A 21,308-nucleotide genomic window follows, 5' to 3' on the forward strand; every position below is an offset into this window, starting at 1 on the left:
CCAGTAGCTATTTTTACAATAGCATTGCGCGCTCTGCTCAATCCCGCGTGGCGCGCCGCTGCACGCAGGCCACGTAGGCGTCACCATCGGGCGCGCGGCCCTCGCGCTGGCTCTCCCACAGCATCTGGCCCAGGCAGTCCATGGCGACGTGGTGCGCGTCGTGCAGCGAATCGAGCCGCGCCGTGAGTAGCTCCACCGCCTGGCGGATGCCGCGCGGCTGGTCTATGCTGCACTGCTCGCTGATAGCCAGGTGCATCGAAAGATGCAAAAAAGGGTTCGTGCGCTCGGGCGCATCGTCGTAATGGCGTGCCACGGCGGCTTGCGCATCGGCGAGCTCGGCGTGGTATTCGGGATGCTCGGCGATCCACAGCTGCGCCAGCGTCTCGAGCGGCTCGAGCGGCGCGCCGCGTGTGGCTTTGGCGTGCACCTCGCAAAAGAAGCGGCGCACATCGGCTTGGGTCGGTTGAAACATGCGCGCAGCGTAGCACGCAGGGCCGGCCGGAACGCTGCAAGGGGCATCCTCCTCGGGCTAGACTGGCACCTCATGGCGCAGCGCTGCGCGCAGCTGCGGCCCTTTTGCAGGAGACAAGACACCATGCACATCATCGAATCCATCGCTGCCCAGGCAGACGGCTTTGCGGCGCTGCGCCGCGACCTGCACGCACATCCCGAGCTGTGCTTTCAGGAACTGCGCACCGCCGACCTCGTGGCGCAAAAGCTCGGCGAGTGGGGCATTCCCGTGCACCGCGGCCTGGGCCAGACGGGCGTGGTCGGCATCGTGCACGGGCGCGACGGCGGTGCCTGCGGGCGCGCCGTCGGGCTGCGCGCCGACATGGACGGGCTGCCCATCCACGAGGCAAACCGCTTTGCGCACGCGAGCCGCCATCCGGGCCGTATGCACGCCTGCGGCCACGACGGCCACACGACGATGCTGCTCGCGGCGGCCCACTACTTCGCGCGGCACCGCCACTTCGACGGCACGGTGTACCTGATCTTCCAGCCCGCCGAAGAAGGCGGCGGCGGAGCACGTGAGATGATCGCGGACGGCCTGTTCGAGCGCTTCCCGATGCAGGCGGTGTTTGGCATGCACAACTGGCCCGGCATGCCCGTGGGCCACTTTGCCGTGAGCCCAGGGCCGGTGATGGCCTCGAGCAACGAATTTCACATCACCATCGAAGGCAAGGGCGGGCATGCTGCGATGCCGCACATGACCATAGACCCGGTGCCCATCGCGTGCCAACTCGTGCTTGCGCTGCAGACCATCATCAGCCGCAACACAAAACCCGTCGAAGCCGGCGTGATCTCGGTCACCATGGTGCATGCGGGCGAGGCCAGCAACGTGGTGCCAGACCGCTGCGAGCTGCAGGGCACGGTGCGCACCTTCACGCTAGAGCTGCTCGACCTGATCGAAGCGCGCATGCGCGAAGTCGCTGAGCACCTGTGCGCGGCGCATGGCGCGCGCTGCAGCTTCGCCTTCAAGCGCAATTACCCGCCCACGGTCAATACGCCTGCCGAGGCCGCGTTTGCGCGCCAGGTCATGGCCGGCATCGTCGGCACGCAGCATGTGCTGGAGCAGGAACCCACGATGGGCGCGGAGGACTTTTCCTTCATGCTGCAGGCCAAGCCCGGCGCTTATTGCTTCATAGGCAACGGCGAGGGCGCGCACCGCGGCGTGGACCACGGCGGCGGCCCTTGCACCTTGCACAACCCGAGTTACGACTTCAACGACACGCTGATCCCGCTGGGCGCGACCTACTGGGTGCGCCTGGCCGAGCAGTGGCTGGCACGCGCGGCCTGAGGGCCACAGGCGTTCAGCGCCTATTCAAAGAGGCTCTCATTCGCGCCAGTGCACGGCGTCAGAAACGGGCGCGCGGCTGGTGCGGAACTGGTTGGCCGGGTGTTCGGGATCGGCCAGACCGAAGGAGATGCCGCAGACGATGGTGCGCTCCGTGCCTATGCCAAGCTGCGCGCGCAGCACCTGCGGATAGGCCGCGAGCGCGGCCTGCGCGATCGAGCCCACGCCCAGGCTGTGCGCGGCAAGCATGAAATTGGCCACGTAGGCGCCGCAATCGACCGCGCCATAGACGCCCAGCGCGGCGTCGCTTGTGACGATGGCCACGTGCGGCGCGCCGAACATGGTGTAGTTTTGCGCCGCCTGGCGCTGCGAGGCCGCGCGGTCGTCCTTGGCGATGCCCAGCGCCTGGTACAGGCCCCAGCCGCATTCGCGCCGGCGCTGCAGGTACACGCCGCGGTACTCGCCCGGCCAGGGCAGGTCGGGCGCGGGCGGGTTCTCGGCCACATGCGCGCACAGCGCCGTGCGCAGGCGATCGAGCGCGCCGCCGCTCACGATGCTCAGCTGCCAGGGGTGGGCGTTGCACCACGAGGCCGTGCGCTGCGCTGCCTCGAGGATTTGCTCCACGGTGCTGCGCGGCAGCGGCTGCGGCAAAAAGGCACGGCAGCTGTAGCGGGTGTGCAGCAGCTCAGACAAGGTCTGGTAGGCCGGCGGCAGCGGGGTTTCAGCAGGGGCAGTCATGGGCGGGTTCCACGGTTTTTGGCATCTAAGCGGGTTTGTGGGCGCGCGGAACGATGGCGCGGCGGCCTCTGAACGATCGTTCGATAGGGTGCAAAATCATAGCGAATCGCCTGCCTGAGCGTGCGAGGTGCATGCGGTAGCCGAGTGTCCTGGGCAAGCAAGCAGGGCAAAAGATTGACGCGCCGCTGGCAGGCGGGAAAAATGTCCTGCCATGAGCGCACATTCCGACATTCTGGCGGCACGGCTCGAGGCCCTGCCAGTGCCCGTGGCCCTGGAACTGCCAGGTGGCAAGAAGCTTGGCGCCGCCGAAAACGCCGCTGCCGTCATTTTCCGCGTGCGCGAGCGCAAGGCCACGCTGGCGCTGGCTTCAGGGCAGATCGGCTACGTGGGCATGGCCATCGTCGAGGGCCAGGTGGCGTTCGAGGGCAATATGCGCGACCTGATGGCCGCCGCCGAGGGCTTGCTGCCCGCAAGCCCCATCCAGGGCAAACCCGGCGCGTGGCAACGGCTGCTCGGCTGGTTGCGCTCGCGCGCGGCGCACACGCTCGCGGGTGACGCACGCAACATCCAGTTCCACTACGATGTTTCCGATGATTTTTACGCGCTCTGGCTCGATCCGCGGCGCGTGTATTCGTGCGCCTATTACCGCACGCCGGACATGACGCTCGCGCAGGCGCAGGAAGCCAAGCTGGACCACATCTGCCGCAAGCTGCGCCTGCGCCCAGGCACGCGCTTTCTCGACATAGGCGCGGGCTGGGGCGGGCTGCTGCTGTGGGCGGCCGAGCATTACGGCGTAGACGCCACGGGCATCACACTTTCGCGCAACCAGCATGCCTACGTGCTGCAGCGCATCGCCGCGCTCGGGCTGCAGGGGCGCGTGCGCATGGAGCTGCGTGACTACCGCGAGCTGCCCAGCACCGAGCCCTTCGACGCCGTGGCCTCGGTGGGCATGTTCGAGCATGTGGGGCGGCGCAACATGACCGCGTATTTCAACACCGTGCGCCGCTTGCTGCGACCCGGCGGCTTGCTGCTGAATCACGGCATCACGGCGGGCGGGGTGGAGAATTCCGAACTCGCTGGCGGCATGGGCGAATTCATAGACCGCTACATCTTCCCCGGCGGCGAGCTGATGCACGTGGGCGCCGTGCTGCGCCACATGGCGCTGGGCGGCCTCGAGATGGTCGATACCGAGAACCTGCGCCCGCACTATGCACGCACGCTCTGGGCCTGGTCGGACGCGCTGGAAGCGCAGTTGCCCCAAGCGCGCGAAGTGCTCGCCGCCAAGCACGGCGCCGAGCGCGCCGAAAAAATCCTGCGCGCCTATCGCCTCTACCTGGCTGGCTGCGCGCTGGGTTTCGAGCGCGGCTGGGTGGCCATCCACCAGATGCTCGCCACCCACCCCGACGGCCGCATGGAAACGGGCAGCCTGCGCGGCGCGCAGTCCGAGTACCCCTTCACGCGCGACTACATGTACGCGCAGCAAGGAGCCTGTCGGACTTTGGGCGTCGAAAGCGAGAATGCGCCCCAGCGAGACCAGTTTTTGCCGGATTCGCCGCCCCATAGTGGTGCTATGGGGCAAGAAGCCGGTAAAAAATGGGCCGCTGCGGCGCATTCGCAGCCGACGATTCCAAAGTCCGACAGGCTCCTAGGCACCTGATTCCATGCTCTACAAATTCAAGTCGCGCGCCACTGCCGACCTCATCATGCTCGAGCCGCAAGGGCGGCGCATACTGCAGATCATCGGCAAGGAGCCGGGCGTACCCGGTATCCTGAGCGCGGAACAAATTCCCGCTGCAATCGCCGCCCTCGAAGCCGCCGTGGCCGCCGAAGAAGCCCTGATCGCGGCGCGCAGGCAAGCGGCGCAAGAGCAGCAAGGCGAAACCTCGAAGGAGCAAGTCGAACCTGCAGAAGAGCCCATACGCCTGCGCCAGCGCGTCGCGCCGCTGATCGACATGCTGCGACGCAGCGCCGCCGAGGGGCGCGAAGTGACCTGGAGCAGCTAACCGGGATGGCGAGCGGCTTCGGGCTCATGCCTGAGTTGGAAAAGACTGGGTGGGAAAAGCGCGCTCGTTACCGTGCATCGCGCCGCGACAGCCGCAGCAGCACGTACAGCAGCGTGGCGTAAGGCCAGAGCCAGCCCAGCCATTGCCCCAGGCCGTAAAAGCGGATGAAGCGCCCTTGCTCCCACAGTTGCAGCGTGTGGCTGAAGTAGGCGCTCGTCGGTGCCTGGTTGAGCACCGACAAATGCCAGGCCAGCGCGAGCAGCAGCAGCGCCAGGCACGCGCGCCGCCCTAGGGGCAGCAGCGCTGCGGCAGCCAGCAGCCCCAACACCAGCCCCGCGCGCACCGGCAGGCTCAACCAGTCCCAGGCGTGCACCGGGCCCCAGCTCAGCGCCGCCGACAGCGCCGTGGCGGCAAGGCCCGCGAGCAGCGCCCCCGCGGCAAACAGTGCGCGCCGCCCGGACGTGCGGATCACGCCGTAGCCGAGCAGGCACGGAAGCAAGAGCCCCAGCGCCACGCACAGCATTTCGCCGCCGGGCGAGAGCGGATCGAGCGACTCTTCCTCGAGCTGCGGCAGCCAGTGCAAAAACGGCGTTCCGTCCAACGCCGCCACGAGCGCGGCGTCCAGCCGCTCGAGCACCTGTCCCAAGCCAAAGGGCACGGCCGCCGGGAACAGCAGCGCCGCAGGCCACAAGGCCAGCAGCACGAGCGCTCCGCGCGCGTCGGGCACGAACCAGCGCGCGCGCACGTCGCTCCAGCGCGCGAGCGCGCCCCAGCGCTCGAGCAGCACGGCCGCGAGCGCGCCCGCGAGCGCGCCCAGCGTATTGAGCAGCAAGTCGAGGTTGGAGGGCACGCGCTGCGGCAGGTAAATCTGCAAAAACTCCATGCCAAGCGACAGCAGCGCCCCCGCGAGCGTGGCGAGCAAAAACGCCCAGCGCGCGCGCGCGCCCGTGCGCAGCAGTGCGAGTGCGAGCAAAAAACCCAGCGGGGCATAGCCGAGCATGTTGGTGAAGAAGTCAAACCGCGTCCAGTACGGTGGCGGCAGCGGCGCCAGCAGGAAAACCCAGGGCGCGACCCCCTGTGCGCGCCAGCCGCTGAAGGGAAACAGGCTCGCAAAAACGATCAGCGCGATGTAGAGCAGCGCCAGAGGCCAGGCGGAGGTCTTGTGCATGGGCACTGAGAACCTAACCTGTTCCGAGCCCCCGGCTACTCAAAAGGGCTTGACCACCACCAGCACCACCGCCACGAGCAGCAGCAGCACAGGCACCTCGTTGAACCAGCGAAACCACTTGTGGCTGCGCCGGTTGGCGTCCGCCTCGAACTTGCGCAGCAGCACGGCGCAGGCATGGTGGTAGCCAATCACCAGCAGCACGACGGCCAGCTTGGCGTGCAGCCAGCCGTTGCCCGGCCCGCGCCCTATGCCGTAGCCCAGCCACAGCCACAGGCCCAGCGCCACGGCCGGCACGGCCAGCAGCGTGCTAAAGCGCAGCAGCTTGCGCGCCATGAGCAGCAGGCGCTCGCGCTCGGCCACCGAGCCCGGCGCCACCATGGCGAGGTTGACGAAAATGCGTGGCAGATAGAACAAGCCGGCGAACCAGCTGGCCACGAACACGATATGGAAGGACTTGACCCAAAGCATGGCAGCAGTGTAGGGCTTGCATGGGTGGAGCACAGTAATACCCCTTGAACCCAGATTGTCCGGATAAGGCACAATTTTTCCCATGCACCTCCACAGCCCCGCCCCTTTCCCGCAAAACCGCCCGCGGCGCCTGCGCCGCAATGCCTTCACGCGCAACCTGGTGCGCGAGCATGCGCTCTCGCCGCACGACTTCATCTACCCCGTGTTCGTCCATGAGGGCTCCAAGCTGCGCACCCCCGTGCCTTCCATGCCCGGCGTGGAGCGTCTGAGCCTGGACCTGCTGCTGCCCGTGGCGCAAGAATGCGTGCAGCTGGGCATCCCGGTGCTGGCGCTGTTTCCGGCCATAGACCCGGCCCTCAAGACGCCCGACGGCAAAGAGGCCACCAACCCCGACGGCCTGATTCCGCGCGCGGTACGCACGCTCAAGCGCGAGTTTCCCGATCTGGGCGTGCTCACCGACGTGGCGCTCGACCCCTACACCAGCCACGGCCAGGACGGCGTGCTCGACGACACGGGCTACATCCTCAACGACGAAACGGTGGAAATCCTCACCGCGCAGGCGCTCGCGCATGCGCAGGCCGGCGTGGACATCGTCGCGCCCAGCGACATGATGGACGGGCGCATCGGCGCGATCCGCGAAGCCTTCGAGGTGCAAGGCCACATCCACACCGCGATCATGGCCTACAGCGCCAAGTACGCGAGCGCGTTCTACGGCCCGTTTCGCGACGCCGTGGGCACACGCGGTGCGCTCGGCAAGAGCAACAAGAGCGTTTATCAAATGGATCCGGCCAACACCGACGAGGCGCTGCGCGAAGTGGCGCTGGACATCGCCGAAGGCGCGGACATGGTGATGGTCAAGCCTGGCATGCCCTACCTGGACGTGCTGCGCCGGGTGAAGGATGAATTCCGCGTGCCCACCTTCGCCTACCAGGTCAGCGGCGAGTACGCGATGCTCAAGGCCGCGAGCACCAACGGCTGGCTCGAGCACGACGCGGTGATGCTCGAGAGCCTGCTCGCCTTCAAGCGCGCGGGTGCCGACGGGGTGCTGACTTATTTCGCCCTCGAGGCCGCACGGATACTCCAAAAACAATAGCTGTTATCGCAGTATTTACCTGCATAAAATGCTTATTTGCTTATAAATTTGTGCGCAAGGCGCGCAAAGCCTCGTTGCTTTTGCACACCAAAATCTGCGCAGCAGCCATTTCTTTGCGCAGACAAATGCCATTTCGACAATAATTGCGCGCTCATTTATTGTCGTTAACATGTCCTCCCCAGTCCTTCCTGCTGGCGCCACACCCGCCGCGGCATCGTTCGACCTCGAAAAACAGGTCGGCTACCAGCTACGGCGCATCGTCGCATTGCTGGGCGCCGAGATCACGCGCCGCGTCGAGCCGCTGGACCTGACGGACGCGCAGTGGAAGCCCTTGCTGCGCCTGCTGTTGGGCCAGGAAGGCACCGTGGCGGCGCTCGCGCGCAGCTGCCACATGGACGCGGGCGGCATGACGCGGCTGCTGGACCGGCTCGAAGCCAAAGGGCTTTGCACGCGCGTGCGCTCGGCGCAAGACCGGCGTGTCGTGCACACCGAGCTGACCGACGCCGGCCGCACCGTGGCCGCGCAGCTGCCCGCGATCTTCGAAGCGCTGCAGGCACAGGCTTTGCAGGGCTTCAGCGCGGCCGAAGTGGCGCAGCTGCTCGCCTTCGTCCAGCGCATCCGCGAAAACCTGCAAGCGCTTGCCCCGGCCCCCGACGCAGCAAGCGTCTCTTTCCACGAACATCCCGCACCATGACACCTACGTTCATTGCCGCCGCGCCCAGGGCGCGGGCAGGTTTCGCCGCGCCCCTGCGCCAGCGCTCCTGCACTGCGGGCGCGCTGACCCTGGCCATCGCGGGTCTGATGGGCCTCGCGGGCTGCGCCGACCACGCCGGCATTGCGGCGCAGCTGCAGATGCGCGACGCCGCCAGCCTGGGGCTCGCGCCCGCCTCTGCGGCGGATGCTGCTGCCGGCAACGCCCACGCGCCCAGCGCAGCGCTGCAAGCCGACTGGTGGCGCATGTGGGGCGACGCACAGCTCGACGCGCTCGTCGCGCAGGCGCTGGCCGGCAACCCCTCGCTGCAGCAGGCGCAGGCGCGCCTCGCGAGCGCCTGGGCGTTCAGCGAGGCCGTGCGCGCCAGCGACGGCCCGCGCCTGGACGGCAACCTGAACCTGAACCGCCAGCTCTACAGCGCCAAGGGCATGTACCCGCCACCCGTGGGCGGCAGCGTGCTCAATAGCGGGCTCGGGCGTCTCACGGGCAGCTGGGAACTCGACTTTTTCGGCAAGAACGAGGCCGCGCTCGCGGCGGCCATAGGCGCGGCGCGCGCCGCCGAGGCCGACGCGCAGGCCGCGCGCCTGCTGCTCGCGAGCAACGTGGTGCGCAGCTACTTTCAGCTCGCGCGGCTGCAGGCGCAGCTCGCCGTGGCCGAACGCACCCTGGCGCAGCGCGAGGAGACGCTGCAACTGGTGCGCGAGCGCTTTGCCGCGGGCCTGGACACGCGCGTGGAGCTGCGCCAGAGCGAGGGCAGCGTGCCCGACGCGCGCCAGCAGGTCGAGGCGCTGCACGAGCAGATCGCCCTCACGCGCAACGCGATCGGCGCCCTCGTTTCCGAGCCAAAATCGGCTCTAGCGCTTGATACACCTGCACTAGCAGCTATCAAAGCAGTAGAAATCCCGGCGCAATTGCCGGCCGAACTGCTCGGCCACCGGCCCGACATCGCGGCCGCGCGCTGGCGCGTGGAAGCGGCCACGCGCAGCGTCGATCAGGCGCGCAGTCTGTTCTACCCCAACGTCAACCTCGCCGCCTTCGTGGGCCTCTCCAGCATAGGGCTGGACAACTTCGCCCGTGCGGACAGCAAGGAATGGGGCTTAGGTCCGGCCATCAGCCTGCCGATCTTCGACTCGGGGCGTCTGCGCGCCAACCTGCGCGGCAAGTCGTCCGACCTGGACGCCGCGGTGGCCAGCTACAACGCGAGCCTGCTCGACGCCGTGCGCGACGTGGCCGACCAGCTCGACTCGGCGCGCTCGATCGTGCGCCAGCAGGCCGAGCAGCGCCAGGCGCAGGCTGCCGCCGAAGCTGCCTATGCGCTTGCGCTCGAACGCTACCGCGCGGGGCTGACCAACTACCTCACGGTGCTCGTAGCCGAAACCAGCGTGCTCGCGCAGCGGCGCCTGGGCGTCGATCTGGCCGCGCGTCGTCTGGACACGCAGGTCAACCTGATCCGCGCGCTGGGCGGCGGCTACCAGGCCACGCTGCCCGAGACAGTGGCGCGCGCCACGCGCTGAGCACGCGCCCCGCATCCGCGTCATCCGAGCCGGCCCAAGCCTCCACCCACCCCTCCTTTTGCCGCTTCGACTTTTTTGGACAAGCCATGACCGAACCGCAACCCACGTACGCCGCGCGCGCCGCCAACCCCACCCGCCGCAAGGCCCTGCTCGCACTTGCCGTCGTGGTGCTCGTCGCGGGCGCCGCCTGGGGCGCCTACGAGTGGCTCATTGCCAGCCATAACGAGAACACCGACAACGCCTACGTACAAGGCAACGTGATCCAGATCACGCCGCAAACCGGCGGCACCGTGACGGCCATCCTTGCCGACGACACCGACTATGTGCAGGCCGGCGCGCCGCTCGTGCGGCTGGACCCGGCCGATGCGCGCGTGGCGCTCGCGCACGCCGAGGCGGCGCTCGCGCAGACCGTGCGCCAGGTGCGCACCCTCTACGTCAACGACGCCGCGCTGCAAGAGCAGGTGCGCCTGCGCGAAGCCGACGCCACGCGCGCGCGCACCGACGTCACGCGCACGAGCGACATCCTGCAGCGGCGCCAGAAGCTCGCAGGCAATGGCGCCGTCTCGCAGGAAGAGCTGCATCAGGCGCAGGCCCAGCACGACGCCGCGCGCGCCGCACTTGCCGCAGCCGAAGCCGCCATCGCCGCGGCGCGCGAACAGCTCGCGAGCAACCAGGCGCTGACGCAGGGCGTGCCGCTCGAGCGCCACCCCAACGTGCTCGCCGCTGCCGCCAAGCTGCGCGAGGCCTACCTCGCCGAGCGCCGTACCGTGCTGCCGGCGCCCGTGGCCGGCTACGTGGCGCGGCGCAGCGTGCAGCTGGGCCAGCGCGTGGCTGCGGGTACGCCGCTCATGAGCGTGGTGCCCGCCGAGCAGATGTGGGTCGATGCCAACTTCAAGGAGAACCAGCTGCGCAACCTGCGCCTGGGCCAGCCGGCCACGCTCACAGCCGACCTCTACGGCGGCAAGGTCGAATACCACGGCCGCGTCGCCGGTCTGGGCATGGGCACGGGCTCGGCGTTTGCGCTGCTGCCCGCGCAAAACGCCACGGGCAACTGGATCAAGGTGGTGCAGCGCGTGCCGGTGCGCATCGCGCTCGACCCCAAAGAGCTGCGTGCGCACCCGCTGCGCGTGGGGCTGTCCATGCTGGTCGATGTCGATACCTCGGACCGCGGCGGCCCCATGCTGGCCGAGCAGCCGCGCACCGAACCCGTGGCGCAGACGGGCGTTTATGCTGACCTGGACCGCGGCGCCGAGGCCGAGGTGGCGCGCATCATCGCGGCCAACGCCGGGTCCGGCGCCAAGGGCGCGCCCAGGAACGGCAAGCCCGCGGCCAGCGCATCGCCGAGCGCCGGCGCGCACCAAGGCTGACCGCCCCCGAAAGCCCGCACATGAACGCAGCTTCCGCCAGCGCGCCCTCGGGCACGTCGCCACCGCCCCCTCCCGCCACACAAGCCCCCGCGCCTGCCGCGCCGCTGCCGCCGCTGTCCGGCAGCGCACGCCTGTGGGGCACGCTCGCGCTCTCGGCGGCCACGTTCATGAACGTGCTCGACACCTCGATTGCGAACGTGTCGCTGCCCGCGATCGCGGGCGACCTGGGCGTGAGCCCCACGCAGGGCACCTGGGTTATCACGAGCTTTGCCGTGGCCAACGCGATTTCGGTGCCGCTCACGGGCTGGCTGTCGCAGCGCTTTGGGCAGGTGCGCCTGTTCGTGCTCAGCGTGGTGCTGTTCGTACTCGCCTCGGTGCTGTGCGGCCTCGCCCCGACCATGCCGCTTTTGATCGCCTTCCGCGCGCTGCAGGGTTTTGTCGCCGGGCCCATGATCCCGCTGTCGCAGGCGTTGCTGCTGTCGAGCTACCCGCGCGCGCTCGCGGGCGTGGCCATGGCCGCCTGGTCCATGACCACGCTGGTTGCGCCGGTGACGGGCCCGCTGCTGGGCGGCTGGATCACCGACAACATGACCTGGCCGTGGATTTTCTACATCAACGCGCCCGTGGGCATTCTCTCCGCGCTCGTGACCTGGGGCATCTTCCGCCACCGTGAGACGCCGCGCCATGCCCTGCCCATCGATTCGATCGGCCTGGGCCTGCTCGTGGTCTGGGTGGCGAGCATGCAAATCATGCTCGACATCGGCAAGGAGCACGACTGGTTCGAGTCGCCGCTGGTCATGGGCTGCGCCGTCGTCGCGGCCATCGGTTTTGCCGCGTTCATGATCTGGGAGCTGGGCGACAAACACCCGGTGGTGGATCTGACGCTGTTCAAGGTGCGCAACTTCTGGGCCGGCTCCATCGCCATTTCGCTGGGGTATGGCGTGTTTTTCGGCAACGTGGTGCTGCTGCCGCTATGGCTGCAGCAGTTCATGGGCTACACCGCCACGCAGGCCGGCGAAGTGCTGGCGCCCGTGGGGCTGATGGCACTGGTGCTGGCGCCCATCGTCGGGCGCACCATCTCCAAGGCCGATCCGCGCAAGTACGCCACCGTCGCCTTCCTGGTGTTTGCGCTGGTGCTGTGGATGCGCTCGCGCTTTACCACTCAGGCCGACGTGCTCACCATCCTCATCCCGACCATCATCCAGGGGATCGCGATGGCGTTTTTCTTCATTCCGCTCGTGACGATCACGCTCTCCGAAGTGCACGGCCCGCGCATTCCTGCGGCCTCGGGGCTGTCGAACTTCATGCGCATCACCGCGGGGGCCATAGGCACCTCGGTGTCGACCACGCTGTGGGAGCGCCGTGCCACCATGCACCACGTGCACCTGGTCGAAACCCTGCAGCAGGGCAACGGCACGCTCGCACAAACCCTGCAAGGTCTGCAGGCGGCCGGCCTGAGCCAGCAGCAGGCGCTGGGCCAGGTGGAGCGCCTGCTCAACCAGCAAGCCTTCATGCTCGCGGCTAACGACATTTTTTACGCTTCGGCGCTGATTTTCCTGTTGCTGATTCCGCTGATCTGGCTCGCGCACCGCCCGCACGCCGGCGAAGGCAGCGCCGACGCGGCCGCGGGCGCGCATTGATATTGACATTAGTCAAATCAGGGATTTACAGGGGTTGCAAGTGCCTACTTTTCGGTCAGACTCGCTGTTTCTGACCCACACCTTTGCCTTCCCTGCCCATGGACTTTTCTTTTCTGCGCCGCGCCCTCAACGCCTTGACGATCGCCGCCAAGCTGCGGCTCATGACGGCACTGGCCTCGCTGATTCTGGTGGCTGTTTCGGGCTATTTTTTGTTCGAGCAATACCAGCTCAACCGCACCGGACGCGAAACCGCGGTGCGCCAGACGGTGGATGTGGCGCATTCCATCCTCGGCTGGGCGCAGCAACTCGAAGCGCGAGGCACCTATACGCGCGCGCAAGCCCAGCAATTGGCCCTGCAGACCTTGCAGGCAGCGCGCTACTCGGGCAACGAGTATTTCTGGGTACAAGACATGCAACCCCGCGTGCTGATGCACCCGTTCAAGCCCGAACTCAACGGGCGAAACGCTGCCGACATCAAAGACCCCGACGGCAAACCGATCTTCGTGCTCTTTGCGCAGCGCGCACAGCAAAGCGATGGCGGCGGTTTCGTCAGCTACCAGTGGCCCAAGCCGGGCGAGGATCAGCCCGTGCCCAAGATTTCCTACGTCAAGGCTTTTGCGCCCTGGGGTTGGGTCGTGGGTTCGGGCGTCTATGCCGACGACTTGCGCAAGAACTTTCTCGCGAGCCTCTGGCGCACGCTGATCGTGGTCGCGCTGGCCGTGGCCGTCAACCTGCTGCTCGCGCGCAACGTGCAGCAATCGGTCGTGCGCGGCCTGGACAAGGCTGTGCGCGTGGCCCGCGCGATCTCCCAGCGCGACCTCACGCTACAGGTCACCGTCAAGGGGCGCGACGAAATCAGCCATCTGCTCGCCGCGATGAAGGCCATGTCCGAGGATTTGACGCAAACCTTGCGCGGCGTGCGCCAGGCGGCAGAGCAACTCGCGCACACGAGTGCCGAAATCGCCAGCGGCAACCAGGACTTGAGCGGGCGCACCGAGAGCACCGCGTCGAATCTGGAGCAGACGGCGGCAAGCATGGAAGAGCTCACCGGCTCGGTCACGCAAAACGCCGAGGCCGCGCGCCGTGCCGCACGCTGCGCGGAAACGGCCAACGAGGTCGCAACGCAAGGCGGTGAAGCCGTGGCGCAGGTGGTACGCCGCATGGAGGACATCCGCGGCTCGTCGCGCCAGATCGCCGACATCACCGGCGTGATCGACGGCATCGCCTTCCAAACCAACATCCTCGCACTCAACGCCGCCGTCGAAGCGGCGCGCGCAGGCGAGCAAGGACGCGGCTTTGCCGTGGTCGCGAGCGAGGTGCGCACGCTGGCACAGCGCTCGGCGCAGGCGGCGCGCGAGATCAAGGCCTTGATCGAAAGCTCGGTGCAACAGGTCGAGGCCGGCGGCGCGCAAGCCGCGCTGACCGGGCAGACCATGGAGCGCGTCGTCGCCTCCGTGCAGGAAGTGCATGCACTGATCCAAGAAATCACGACCGCTACGGGCGAGCAGAGCAACGGCATCGCGCAAGTCAACGTAGCTGTGTCCGAACTCGACCGCATGACGCAGCAAAACGCAGCGCTCGTCGAAGAGTCCGCCGCCGCCGCGCAAGCCCTGCGTGAGCAAGCCGTGCAGTTGCTCGAAAGCGTGCAGCGTTTCAAGCTCGCATAAGATGGCCGGCACATGCCTGCCGCCATGTCAACACCCGCCCCGCTGCGCCCGCCAAGGTATTTCGACGTCTGCAACGGCGACGCCGACGGCCTGTGCGCGGTGCGGCAGTGGCGCCTGCATGCGCCTGCGCAGGCCACACTGGTCACGGGCCTAAAGCGTGAGATCGCGCTGCTTGAGCGCGTAACTGCCCAACCCGGCGACGAAGTGCTGGTGTGCGACATCGCCATGGCGCGCAACCGCGCCGCGCTCGAGCGCCTGCTCGCGTGCGGCGTGCGCGTGCGCTACTTCGACCACCATGCGAGCGGCGCGCCGCTCCAGCACCCCTGCCTCGAAGCGCACCTCGACACGGCGCCCGACGTCTGCACCAGCGTGCTCGTGGACCGCGCGCTCGGCGGGCGCTTTCGCACCTGGGCCGTGGTCGGTGCGTTTGGCGACAACCTGGGCGCCGTAGCCGAGCGCCTGGCCGCCACGCTAAATCTGGGTCGCGCACAGATCGACGCGCTGCGGCGCATGGGCGAGGCGATCAACTACAACGCCTACGGCGAGTCCGCGCGCGACGTGCTCATCCACCCCGCGCAGCTGTATGCGCTCATGGCGCGCTACGAAGACCCGCTCGCCATGCTCGCGCACGAGCCCGTGCTGCAGGCGCTGGACGCACAGCGCGCGGACGATCTGGCGCACGCTGCGGGTCTTGCGCCCTACTGGCAGGACGCGCGCGGCAGTGTTCTGCTATTGTCGGCCGCGCCCTGGAGCCGGCGCGTCGTGGGCCACCTCGCGAACCAGCTTGCGAACCAGGAGCCGCAGCGCGCGCATGCGCTGCTGCTGCCCGTGCAAGAAAATGCAGACGCGCCCGCGGGCAAAGACGGCACACTCTGGCGCGTGAGCGTGCGTGCCCCTCGCAATGCCCCCGGCGGCGCAGGAGACCTGTGCAGCCGCTTCGGCGGCTCGGGTCGCGCGGGCGCGGGCGGCATAGACCGCCTGCCGCAAAGCGCGCTCGAAGACTTCATCCGCGCCTTTGCCGCGGCGCGCTGGTGAAGTTGAGATACAACGGTAGCTAAAAAATGGGGCAAGGCCACCTTTATGAATTCACCATGCCCACTCAACGTTCGGGGGACGATAACGCTTGCTTGACGCGCTGCTCCAGCTCGGCGAGGCCGTAGCTGGTGAGGTCAAGATCATGCGTCGAAGACAAGCGCCGCCGCGCAGCATCACCGAGCGCGGCCTTGAGCTCGCCGAGGAAAGGGTTCGACGCGAAGATGGCCAGCTCCTGAAAGCGCCCCGCCCCGGCTTCCTGCTCCAGATAGTCGGCAAGCTCGTGTGCAAAGTGCAAATGCTCCTTGCGCTTGGGATCGGTCGGCGGCTGGTAGGCCGTGCCGCCATACCCCCGGTCCGAGGCTTCGCGCCCCATCTTGTCGGACACGATCTCGCTCACCTTGCTACGGCTCTCTGGATGTTCAAAGGTTTCGAGTACCCGCAACGTGCCGCTTGTCTCTCGTTCCAGATAGCGGGCATAGGTGGCATTGGCGATCAGGATACGGTCTGCTTTCATGGTCTGGGCCTCCTGATGTCATGGAAAAGAAAACCAACGGACGCAGCAACTGCCCCATGCGTCTGCTCCCATTTTTACATGAGGCCAAAACACCGCTTTACAACCGCGTCCTGTGCGCGACCATCGCGATCAGCGCGCGTCAGCCGAGGTGCTTGGCGAAGAATGCCAGCGTGCGCTCGTTGGCGAGCTGGGCCGCGGCCTGGTCGTAGGAGCCGCGCTGGTCGCAATGGAAGCCGTGGTCTGCGGCGTAGATGTGCACTTCCACCTCGGGGTGTGTTTTGGCGAAAGCCTTGACTTCATCGACCGGAATCCAATGGTCGCGCTCGCCGAAGTGCGCGAGCACCGGCACACGCGGCTTGCGTGCCGACTCTTCAGGCGTGGTCATGCCGCCGCCGTAGTAGCACACGGCCGCCGACAGGCCGTCCAGCGTGCACGCGGAGCGCCAGGTCAGCAAGCCGCCCCAGCAAAAGCCGACGATGCCAACTTTGCGACCGCTGCGCTTGGCAGCGTCATGGATCGCCGCCTGGATGTCGAGCATCACGCCCGGCGCCGGGAGCGCATCGACGGCCGTCTTGAGCGCAAAGCCAGCCTCCATGTCCTGCTGCTCATAGCCGAGTTCCACGCCCTGCTTGACGCGTGCGAAGGTCGAGGGGGCGATCGCCAGATAGCCACTCGCGGCATAGCGATCGGCCACCGCGCGGATGTGCGAGTTCACGCCGAAAATTTCCTGCAGCACCACGATGGCGCCGCGCGGCGTACCCTGGGGCTCGGCCAGCCAGGCAGGCACCGAAAAACCATCGCTCGAAGTCACTTGGATGAACTGGCTCATGGAATGCTCCTCATAAAAATGGATAGACCCAAGCTCCTGCAACGGCCAGCGTCGCGGAACACGGCATTTTTGCAGCAGACTGCGACCGGGGCAAAACACACACGCAAAAATCCCCGAAACTGCGCGCAAGCATGGTTACGATAGCCGCCATGGAGCCTGGTGCATGGACCTCAAGCCGCTGATCACCCTGCTGGCCATCGTGAACCCGCTGGCCATCGTGCCGTTTTTTATCCACTACACGCAAGGGTTCTCGCCCGCACAGCGGCGCGCGACGGTACGCACCGCATCATTTACCGTGTTTTGTGTGATCGCGGCCTGTGCGCTGCTGGGGCTGCAGATTCTGGCGTTCTTCAACATCTCGCTGCAGAGCTTTCAGGTCGGCGGCGGCATGCTGCTGCTCATCAGCGCGATGAACATGCTCAACGCCCAGCCCGCCGAAGCCAAGGCACACACGCACGAAATGGAAGAAGGCGCCGAAAAAGCCGCCTCAGGCGCAAGCATCGCCGTCGTGCCGCTGACCATCCCCTTGCTCACGGGCCCGGCCACCATGTCCACCGTGGTGATCTATGCCGACCGTGCGCACACCCTGTGGCAGCACGTGGCGCTGCTGGGCTACGGCCTCGTGATCGCGCTTGCCACGGCGCTGTGCTTTGCCCTTGCCGACCCCATCGCGCGCGTGCTGGGCAAGACCGGCATCAACGTGATGACGCGCCTCATGGGCCTGATTCTCGCGGCCCTGGCCGTCGAGGTCATGGCCGAAGGCTTGGGCAAGCTGTTCCCCGGCTTGCTCGGCTGAACGCCCACTCGGCATGGAGCATGCGCCCTCCGCGCCTGGCAGGCAAGGCCGCCGGTGACGCGCGTGACAAGAGATTTTGCAATTTCGGGGCGAAATTTGGGTTACAATGCGCGGCTTAGGCCCGGTAGCTCAGTTGGTAGAGCAGAGGACTGAAAATCCTTGTGTCGGTGGTTCGATTCCGCCCCAGGCCACCAATATTCAAATCCCTGCTTGTCAGGGATTTTGCATTTCTGCGCCTCTCACACAGGTCGCCAAGGCTGTTTCACCCTCAAAAAAGCTGGCTGTTGCATTCCTCCGTTCTTTGGGTCTGCGCGGCTTCCCACACAAAGCCTGATGCCGCAGCCGGACGACGGCATTTTGACCCGCACCCCGAACGGCACGGGCAGCACCAGTCAGGGTTTTTGCTTGCTTTTTGCGCGCACTTGCGCCACACTTGCGCGCTTCGATTTCGGGTGAGGCCGTGGTTTTCGAGAGGTGTCTTTGATGCGCAAAGCGCTGGTCGCAGGGCCGCAAGCAGGATTCGCATGGCTCTTGGCACTGGCGCTCTTGCTGGTGCCGTGGGCAGCACTGGGGCGGGGCGAGGCGCCTGGGCGAGGCATCGCTGCGGTGAGGCTGGCCGAATTGCCCCCTGAAGCGCGCGCGACTTACGCCTTGATTTTCGCCGGCGGCCCGTTTCCGTATGAAAAGGATGGCACCGTATTCGGCAATCGTGAGAGGCTGCTGCCTCTGCACAAGCGCGGCTATTACCGTGAATATACCGTTACCACCCCAGGCTCCCGCGACAGAGGCATGCGCCGCATCGTATGCGGCGGCAAGCCGCAAGTTCCGGACGTCTGCTATTACACCAGCGATCACTACACGAGTTTTCGCCGTATCGTTGAGTAGCAGCGTTTTTTCTGACGGTGGTGCAAAGGTTGAGATTGCCATTTTTTCGGCATGAAGTTAATGCCGCATTTTGTTTCGTCTTATGCCCGTAGTTTGTGAATTTCAGGAAGAAAGAGTAGCGCAAATGCAGTCGCCACTTCAAAAAGACCAGGAAATACCTTTGCGCAATGTGCGCGCCAATATTGTTCAGTCCATACGCGCGTTTCGTGTGCCCGATTTGCAGGAGGCTGCCAAGACTCTGGGGCATCACTTTCTGTACGCCAACCTCGCGCATGCGCAGACCAAGCAGGACATATTGGACCTGATCGCCAGTCAATTCACTTTTCCGGCCCATGTCGGGAAAAATTTTGACGCCTTGTACGACAGCATGACCGACCCCTTGCACAAGTCGGGCCCGCAACCCGGGTTCGTCGTGGTGCTCGAGCAGATTCCGGCCACGCCCAAATTCGACAAAGAAGCACGCGAGCAACTGCTCGACATTTTCCGTGACGCCGCCGAATACTGGGCTGACCGCAAAATTCCATTCCGCTGCTTCTATTCTTTTCTGTAGCCCGTTCTGCATCCATTGGCCAGGCAGAACGGGCGAGCACGGCTACAGGGGCACAGGATATTGTGCTCGATGCACCAATGTCGGAGCAGCCGCCTACCGACAGACTCGTCGATGTTTCCCCGCTCGCATTGCGCATGAGCAGCCCATTCAACGTGCGCTACTGGGTGGATGCGGCTTGACGGCTGCCCCTCGCCCCTGAAGAAGCCTGCCTCGCCGAGGTGGGCTTTTTCACTTCGAGGCACCATGATCGCGCATGGGCACTGTGCTATATTGCAGCCATGGTTTCGATCCGTTGCTACTTTTTTGGCTATTTTTGGTTCTCATGCGCCGCTGGCGGAAGAGAGTTCTGAACGTACCCGCAAAAAACGTACCGAATTCCGATCAACCGCCAGCACTCGCTGGCGGTTTTTTTTCGCCCCAAGTTTTTCTTACGCACCTTCTTCCAAAGGAAAGACACGATGACTGCCCAAACCCATGCCACTCCCACCGGCGATGCCTGGTACCGCGGCGCTGAAAAGACCAGCCTGACCGACGACGAACGCATAGAGGACATCACCGTGCTGCCTCCGCCCGAACATTTGATCCGCTTTTTCCCGATCCGCGGCACGGCCGTGGAAAAGTTGGTGAGCCACACGCGCAAAACCATCCACCGCATCATGCACGGCAAGGACGACCGCTTGCTGGTGGTCATAGGCCCTTGCTCCATCCACGACCCGGCTGCGGCGATCGACTACGCGCGGCGCCTCATGGCGGCGCGCACGCAATATGCCGACACGCTGGAGATTGTGATGCGCGTGTATTTCGAAAAGCCGCGCACCACCGTGGGCTGGAAGGGCCTGATCAACGACCCTTACCTCGACGAGAGCTACCGCATCGACGAGGGCCTGCGCATCGCGCGCCAGCTGCTCATAGAGATCAACCGCCTGGGCATGCCCGCGGGCAGCGAGTTCCTCGACGTGATTTCGCCGCAATACATCGGCGACCTGATCTCCTGGGGCGCGATCGGCGCTCGTACCACCGAAAGCCAGGTGCACCGCGAGCTCGCCTCCGGCTTGTCGGCGCCGATCGGCTTCAAGAACGGCACCGACGGCAACATCCGCATCGCCACCGACGCCATCCAGTCCGCAGGCCGCCCGCACCATTTTCTGTCGGTGCACAAGAACGGCCAGGTCGCCATCGTGACGACCAAGGGCAACAAGGACTGCCACGTGATCCTGCGCGGCGGCAAGGCGCCCAATTACGACGCAGCCAGCGTCACCGCGGCGTGCAAGGAGCTCGAGGCGACCAAGCTCAACCCCAGCCTGATGGTCGATTGCAGCCACGCCAACAGCAGCAAGCAGCACGAGCGCCAGCTCGACGTCGCGCGCGACGTGGCCGCACAGATCGCGGGCGGCTCGCACAAGGTGTTCGGCCTGATGATCGAAAGCCACTTGTGCGCGGGCGCGCAAAAGTTCACGCCCGGCAAGGACGACCCCGCGAAGCTCGAGTACGGCAAGAGCATCACCGACGCCTGCCTGGGCTGGGACGATTCGCTGCACGCGCTCGCCGAGCTCTCGGCTGCCGTGGTGGCGCGCCGCGCACGTTGAACAGCGGGCCTGCCGGGCAAAGCGCGCGTCAGCGTTGCGGGGCGGCAGCCCCAGCACGCGCGCCGAGGTAAAGCCCTTCGACGCGCGGCACGTTCTGCTCCAGCGTCTGGATGCGCTCCGGGCCGCTCGGGTGCGTGGAAAGAAACTCCAAACCGCCCGCGCTCGCGGACACTTGGTTCATCTTCTGCCACAGGGTCACGGCGGCGTGCGGGTCGTAGCCGGCGCGCGCGCCCAGCTCCAGCCCGACGAGGTCGGCCTCGGATTCATCGGCGCGGCTGAACTTGAGCGAGAGCAGCTTGGTGCCCAGGTCGGCCACGGTATTGCCCAATTCGCCCAGGCCAAGCAATTGCGCCCCGAGCGTGAGGCCTATGCTGGTGGCGCGGGTCTTGGCAAGCTGCGCACGTGCGTGCTCGCGCAGCGCGTGCGCCATTTCGTGGCCCATGACCATGGCGGCCTCGTCGTCGGTGAGCCGCAGCTGGTCCAGGATGCCCGTGAAGAATGCGATCTTGCCGCCCGGCATGCAAAAAGCGTTGATCTGCTTGCTGCCGATCAGATTGACCTCCCAGCGCCACTGCGCCGCGCGTGGATTCCACTGCGGCGCGAACGGGATCAGGCGCCGCGCGATCGCGCGCAGGCGCAGCAGCTGCGGGTGGTTGTCCGGCGCGAGGGCACGCTTGGCGCGTGCCTGCGCGAGCAGTTCGCTGTATTGCTGGGTGGCTGCGGACTCGAGCGCCTCGGCAGGCACCAGTGCGCGCATGCCCGAAGGCGGCCCCACGTCGATCTGCGCCAGCGCGGGCGCCGCCGCTGCCGCGGCAGAAGCAAGCACGAACGCGCGCCGCGCCGACCAGGGAGCGGAAGGGGCGGAAGGGGCGAAACGAAAGGCGTTGCAAAGCAGGCACATAGGGCAATCATCATAGGGGAGAACCCGGGCTTTCGGCGCGCCATAGT

The 21,308-nt window shown here is 66.5% G+C and carries 21 protein-coding genes and 1 tRNA gene; 15 read left to right on the forward strand and 7 right to left on the reverse strand.

The annotated features are described in order from the left end of the window. Positions 1 to 37: 37 nt before the first annotated feature. A complete protein-coding gene (locus FK527_RS07065; RefSeq protein ID WP_144731668.1) occupies positions 38 to 472 on the reverse strand; it encodes a DUF1841 family protein in 435 nt (144 codons plus the stop codon). Positions 473 to 595: 123 nt separating this feature from the next. On the opposite strand from FK527_RS07065, the gene FK527_RS07070 reads away from it, so the two are divergent. Further along, entirely contained in the window at positions 596 to 1,798 is a 1,203-nt protein-coding gene (locus tag FK527_RS07070) for a M20 aminoacylase family protein (RefSeq protein WP_144731671.1), read from the forward strand. Positions 1,799 to 1,834: 36 nt separating this feature from the next. On the opposite strand, the gene FK527_RS07075 is transcribed toward FK527_RS07070, so the two are convergent. Beyond that, on the reverse strand, positions 1,835 to 2,533 hold the full coding sequence (locus FK527_RS07075) for a nitroreductase (RefSeq protein WP_144731674.1): 699 nt from the start codon (positions 2,531 to 2,533) through the stop codon (positions 1,835 to 1,837). Between the two features lie 211 nt (positions 2,534 to 2,744). On the opposite strand from FK527_RS07075, the gene FK527_RS07080 reads away from it, so the two are divergent. Both FK527_RS07080 and FK527_RS07085 read left to right on the forward strand, forming a co-directional pair. Further along, positions 2,745 to 4,190 (forward strand): class I SAM-dependent methyltransferase, encoded by a 1,446-nt coding sequence (locus FK527_RS07080; protein ID WP_144731677.1) that lies wholly within the window; start codon positions 2,745 to 2,747, stop codon positions 4,188 to 4,190. A gap of 4 nt (positions 4,191 to 4,194) precedes the next feature. Then, positions 4,195 to 4,536 (forward strand): DUF1840 domain-containing protein, encoded by a 342-nt coding sequence (locus FK527_RS07085; protein WP_144731680.1) that lies wholly within the window; start codon positions 4,195 to 4,197, stop codon positions 4,534 to 4,536. 67 nt (positions 4,537 to 4,603) lie between these two features. Here FK527_RS07085 and FK527_RS07090 read toward each other — a convergent pair whose 3' ends face one another. Both FK527_RS07090 and FK527_RS07095 read right to left on the reverse strand, forming a co-directional pair. Further along, a complete protein-coding gene (locus FK527_RS07090) occupies positions 4,604 to 5,704 on the reverse strand; it encodes a VanZ family protein (protein WP_144731683.1) in 1,101 nt (366 codons plus the stop codon). A 39-nt stretch (positions 5,705 to 5,743) separates the two neighbouring features. Beyond that, complete coding sequence (locus FK527_RS07095) at positions 5,744 to 6,172, reverse strand: CopD family protein (RefSeq protein WP_144731686.1); 429 nt, start codon at positions 6,170 to 6,172, stop codon at positions 5,744 to 5,746. Positions 6,173 to 6,254: 82 nt separating this feature from the next. Between FK527_RS07095 and hemB the strand changes: the two genes are divergently transcribed. The 7 genes from hemB to FK527_RS07130 all read left to right on the forward strand — a co-directional run bounded on the left by hemB (position 6,255) and on the right by FK527_RS07130 (position 15,200). Continuing rightward, entirely contained in the window at positions 6,255 to 7,265 is a 1,011-nt protein-coding gene (hemB, locus tag FK527_RS07100; RefSeq protein ID WP_144731689.1) for a porphobilinogen synthase, read from the forward strand. Positions 7,266 to 7,434: 169 nt separating this feature from the next. Next, a complete protein-coding gene (locus FK527_RS07105; RefSeq protein WP_144731692.1) occupies positions 7,435 to 7,959 on the forward strand; it encodes a MarR family winged helix-turn-helix transcriptional regulator in 525 nt (174 codons plus the stop codon). After that, complete coding sequence (locus tag FK527_RS07110) at positions 7,956 to 9,491, forward strand: efflux transporter outer membrane subunit (protein WP_144731695.1); 1,536 nt, start codon at positions 7,956 to 7,958, stop codon at positions 9,489 to 9,491. Before FK527_RS07105 ends, FK527_RS07110 begins: the two co-directional genes overlap by 4 nt. 86 nt (positions 9,492 to 9,577) lie before the next feature. Further along, positions 9,578 to 10,858, forward strand: coding sequence for an HlyD/EmrA/EmrK family protein (locus tag FK527_RS07115; RefSeq protein WP_144731698.1), 1,281 nt, complete (start codon positions 9,578 to 9,580; stop codon positions 10,856 to 10,858). Between the two features lie 20 nt (positions 10,859 to 10,878). Continuing rightward, positions 10,879 to 12,498, forward strand: a complete 1,620-nt coding sequence (locus FK527_RS07120; RefSeq protein WP_144731701.1) for a DHA2 family efflux MFS transporter permease subunit — start codon at positions 10,879 to 10,881, stop codon at positions 12,496 to 12,498. 98 nt (positions 12,499 to 12,596) lie between these two features. Beyond that, complete coding sequence (locus FK527_RS07125; RefSeq protein ID WP_246072703.1) at positions 12,597 to 14,165, forward strand: methyl-accepting chemotaxis protein; 1,569 nt, start codon at positions 12,597 to 12,599, stop codon at positions 14,163 to 14,165. Positions 14,166 to 14,189: 24 nt separating this feature from the next. Continuing rightward, entirely contained in the window at positions 14,190 to 15,200 is a 1,011-nt protein-coding gene (locus FK527_RS07130; RefSeq protein WP_144731704.1) for a hypothetical protein, read from the forward strand. Between the two features lie 64 nt (positions 15,201 to 15,264). Here FK527_RS07130 and FK527_RS07135 read toward each other — a convergent pair whose 3' ends face one another. Next, entirely contained in the window at positions 15,265 to 15,714 is a 450-nt protein-coding gene (locus FK527_RS07135) for a host attachment protein (protein ID WP_144731707.1), read from the reverse strand. Positions 15,715 to 15,853: 139 nt separating this feature from the next. After that, positions 15,854 to 16,543 (reverse strand): dienelactone hydrolase family protein, encoded by a 690-nt coding sequence (locus FK527_RS07140; protein WP_144731710.1) that lies wholly within the window; start codon positions 16,541 to 16,543, stop codon positions 15,854 to 15,856. Positions 16,544 to 16,706: 163 nt separating this feature from the next. Between FK527_RS07140 and FK527_RS07145 the strand changes: the two genes are divergently transcribed. The 5 genes from FK527_RS07145 to FK527_RS07165 all read left to right on the forward strand — a co-directional run bounded on the left by FK527_RS07145 (position 16,707) and on the right by FK527_RS07165 (position 20,360). Next, entirely contained in the window at positions 16,707 to 17,339 is a 633-nt protein-coding gene (locus tag FK527_RS07145) for a MarC family protein (protein ID WP_144731713.1), read from the forward strand. A gap of 118 nt (positions 17,340 to 17,457) precedes the next feature. Next, positions 17,458 to 17,533 (forward strand) — tRNA-Phe (locus tag FK527_RS07150). 286 nt (positions 17,534 to 17,819) lie between these two features. After that, positions 17,820 to 18,224 carry a ribonuclease gene (locus FK527_RS07155; RefSeq protein ID WP_425460421.1) on the forward strand — a complete coding sequence of 135 codons (405 nt, stop codon included), beginning with the start codon at positions 17,820 to 17,822 and terminating at the stop codon, positions 18,222 to 18,224. A 124-nt stretch (positions 18,225 to 18,348) separates the two neighbouring features. Beyond that, positions 18,349 to 18,774 (forward strand): barstar family protein, encoded by a 426-nt coding sequence (locus tag FK527_RS07160; protein WP_144731719.1) that lies wholly within the window; start codon positions 18,349 to 18,351, stop codon positions 18,772 to 18,774. A gap of 458 nt (positions 18,775 to 19,232) precedes the next feature. After that, positions 19,233 to 20,360, forward strand: coding sequence for a 3-deoxy-7-phosphoheptulonate synthase (locus tag FK527_RS07165; protein WP_144731721.1), 1,128 nt, complete (start codon positions 19,233 to 19,235; stop codon positions 20,358 to 20,360). A gap of 28 nt (positions 20,361 to 20,388) precedes the next feature. On the opposite strand, the gene FK527_RS07170 is transcribed toward FK527_RS07165, so the two are convergent. After that, positions 20,389 to 21,261: a M48 family metallopeptidase gene (locus FK527_RS07170; RefSeq protein WP_144731724.1), complete on the reverse strand. Its 873-nt coding sequence runs from the start codon at positions 21,259 to 21,261 to the stop codon at positions 20,389 to 20,391. Between the last annotated feature and the right edge of the window lie 47 nt (positions 21,262 to 21,308).

Origin of the sequence: Extensimonas perlucida (genome assembly GCF_007655255.1) — a bacterium.
GTDB classification, from domain to species: Bacteria; Pseudomonadota; Gammaproteobacteria; order Burkholderiales; family Burkholderiaceae_C; genus Extensimonas; species Extensimonas perlucida.

Bases quoted from the DNA above. Each gene is read 5' to 3' on its own strand.
- FK527_RS07090 (WP_144731683.1), bottom strand. From the start codon at position 5,704: ATGCACAAGACCTCCGCCTGGCCTCTGGCGCTGCTCTACATCGCGCTG.
- FK527_RS07160 (WP_144731719.1), top strand. From the start codon at position 18,349: ATGCAGTCGCCACTTCAAAAAGACCAGGAAATACCTTTGCGCAATGTG.
- hemB (WP_144731689.1), top strand. From the start codon at position 6,255: ATGCACCTCCACAGCCCCGCCCCTTTCCCGCAAAACCGCCCGCGGCGC.
- FK527_RS07145 (WP_144731713.1), top strand. From the start codon at position 16,707: ATGGACCTCAAGCCGCTGATCACCCTGCTGGCCATCGTGAACCCGCTG.
- FK527_RS07135 (WP_144731707.1), bottom strand. From the start codon at position 15,714: ATGAAAGCAGACCGTATCCTGATCGCCAATGCCACCTATGCCCGCTAT.
- FK527_RS07080 (WP_144731677.1), top strand. From the start codon at position 2,745: ATGAGCGCACATTCCGACATTCTGGCGGCACGGCTCGAGGCCCTGCCA.
- FK527_RS07105 (WP_144731692.1), top strand. From the start codon at position 7,435: ATGTCCTCCCCAGTCCTTCCTGCTGGCGCCACACCCGCCGCGGCATCG.
- FK527_RS07130 (WP_144731704.1), top strand. From the start codon at position 14,190: ATGTCAACACCCGCCCCGCTGCGCCCGCCAAGGTATTTCGACGTCTGC.
- FK527_RS07165 (WP_144731721.1), top strand. From the start codon at position 19,233: ATGACTGCCCAAACCCATGCCACTCCCACCGGCGATGCCTGGTACCGC.
- FK527_RS07140 (WP_144731710.1), bottom strand. From the start codon at position 16,543: ATGAGCCAGTTCATCCAAGTGACTTCGAGCGATGGTTTTTCGGTGCCT.
- FK527_RS07075 (WP_144731674.1), bottom strand. From the start codon at position 2,533: ATGACTGCCCCTGCTGAAACCCCGCTGCCGCCGGCCTACCAGACCTTG.
- FK527_RS07115 (WP_144731698.1), top strand. From the start codon at position 9,578: ATGACCGAACCGCAACCCACGTACGCCGCGCGCGCCGCCAACCCCACC.
- FK527_RS07120 (WP_144731701.1), top strand. From the start codon at position 10,879: ATGAACGCAGCTTCCGCCAGCGCGCCCTCGGGCACGTCGCCACCGCCC.
- FK527_RS07170 (WP_144731724.1), bottom strand. From the start codon at position 21,261: ATGTGCCTGCTTTGCAACGCCTTTCGTTTCGCCCCTTCCGCCCCTTCC.
- FK527_RS07095 (WP_144731686.1), bottom strand. From the start codon at position 6,172: ATGCTTTGGGTCAAGTCCTTCCATATCGTGTTCGTGGCCAGCTGGTTC.
- FK527_RS07085 (WP_144731680.1), top strand. From the start codon at position 4,195: ATGCTCTACAAATTCAAGTCGCGCGCCACTGCCGACCTCATCATGCTC.
- FK527_RS07110 (WP_144731695.1), top strand. From the start codon at position 7,956: ATGACACCTACGTTCATTGCCGCCGCGCCCAGGGCGCGGGCAGGTTTC.
- FK527_RS07125 (WP_246072703.1), top strand. From the start codon at position 12,597: ATGGACTTTTCTTTTCTGCGCCGCGCCCTCAACGCCTTGACGATCGCC.
- FK527_RS07065 (WP_144731668.1), bottom strand. From the start codon at position 472: ATGTTTCAACCGACCCAAGCCGATGTGCGCCGCTTCTTTTGCGAGGTG.
- FK527_RS07070 (WP_144731671.1), top strand. From the start codon at position 596: ATGCACATCATCGAATCCATCGCTGCCCAGGCAGACGGCTTTGCGGCG.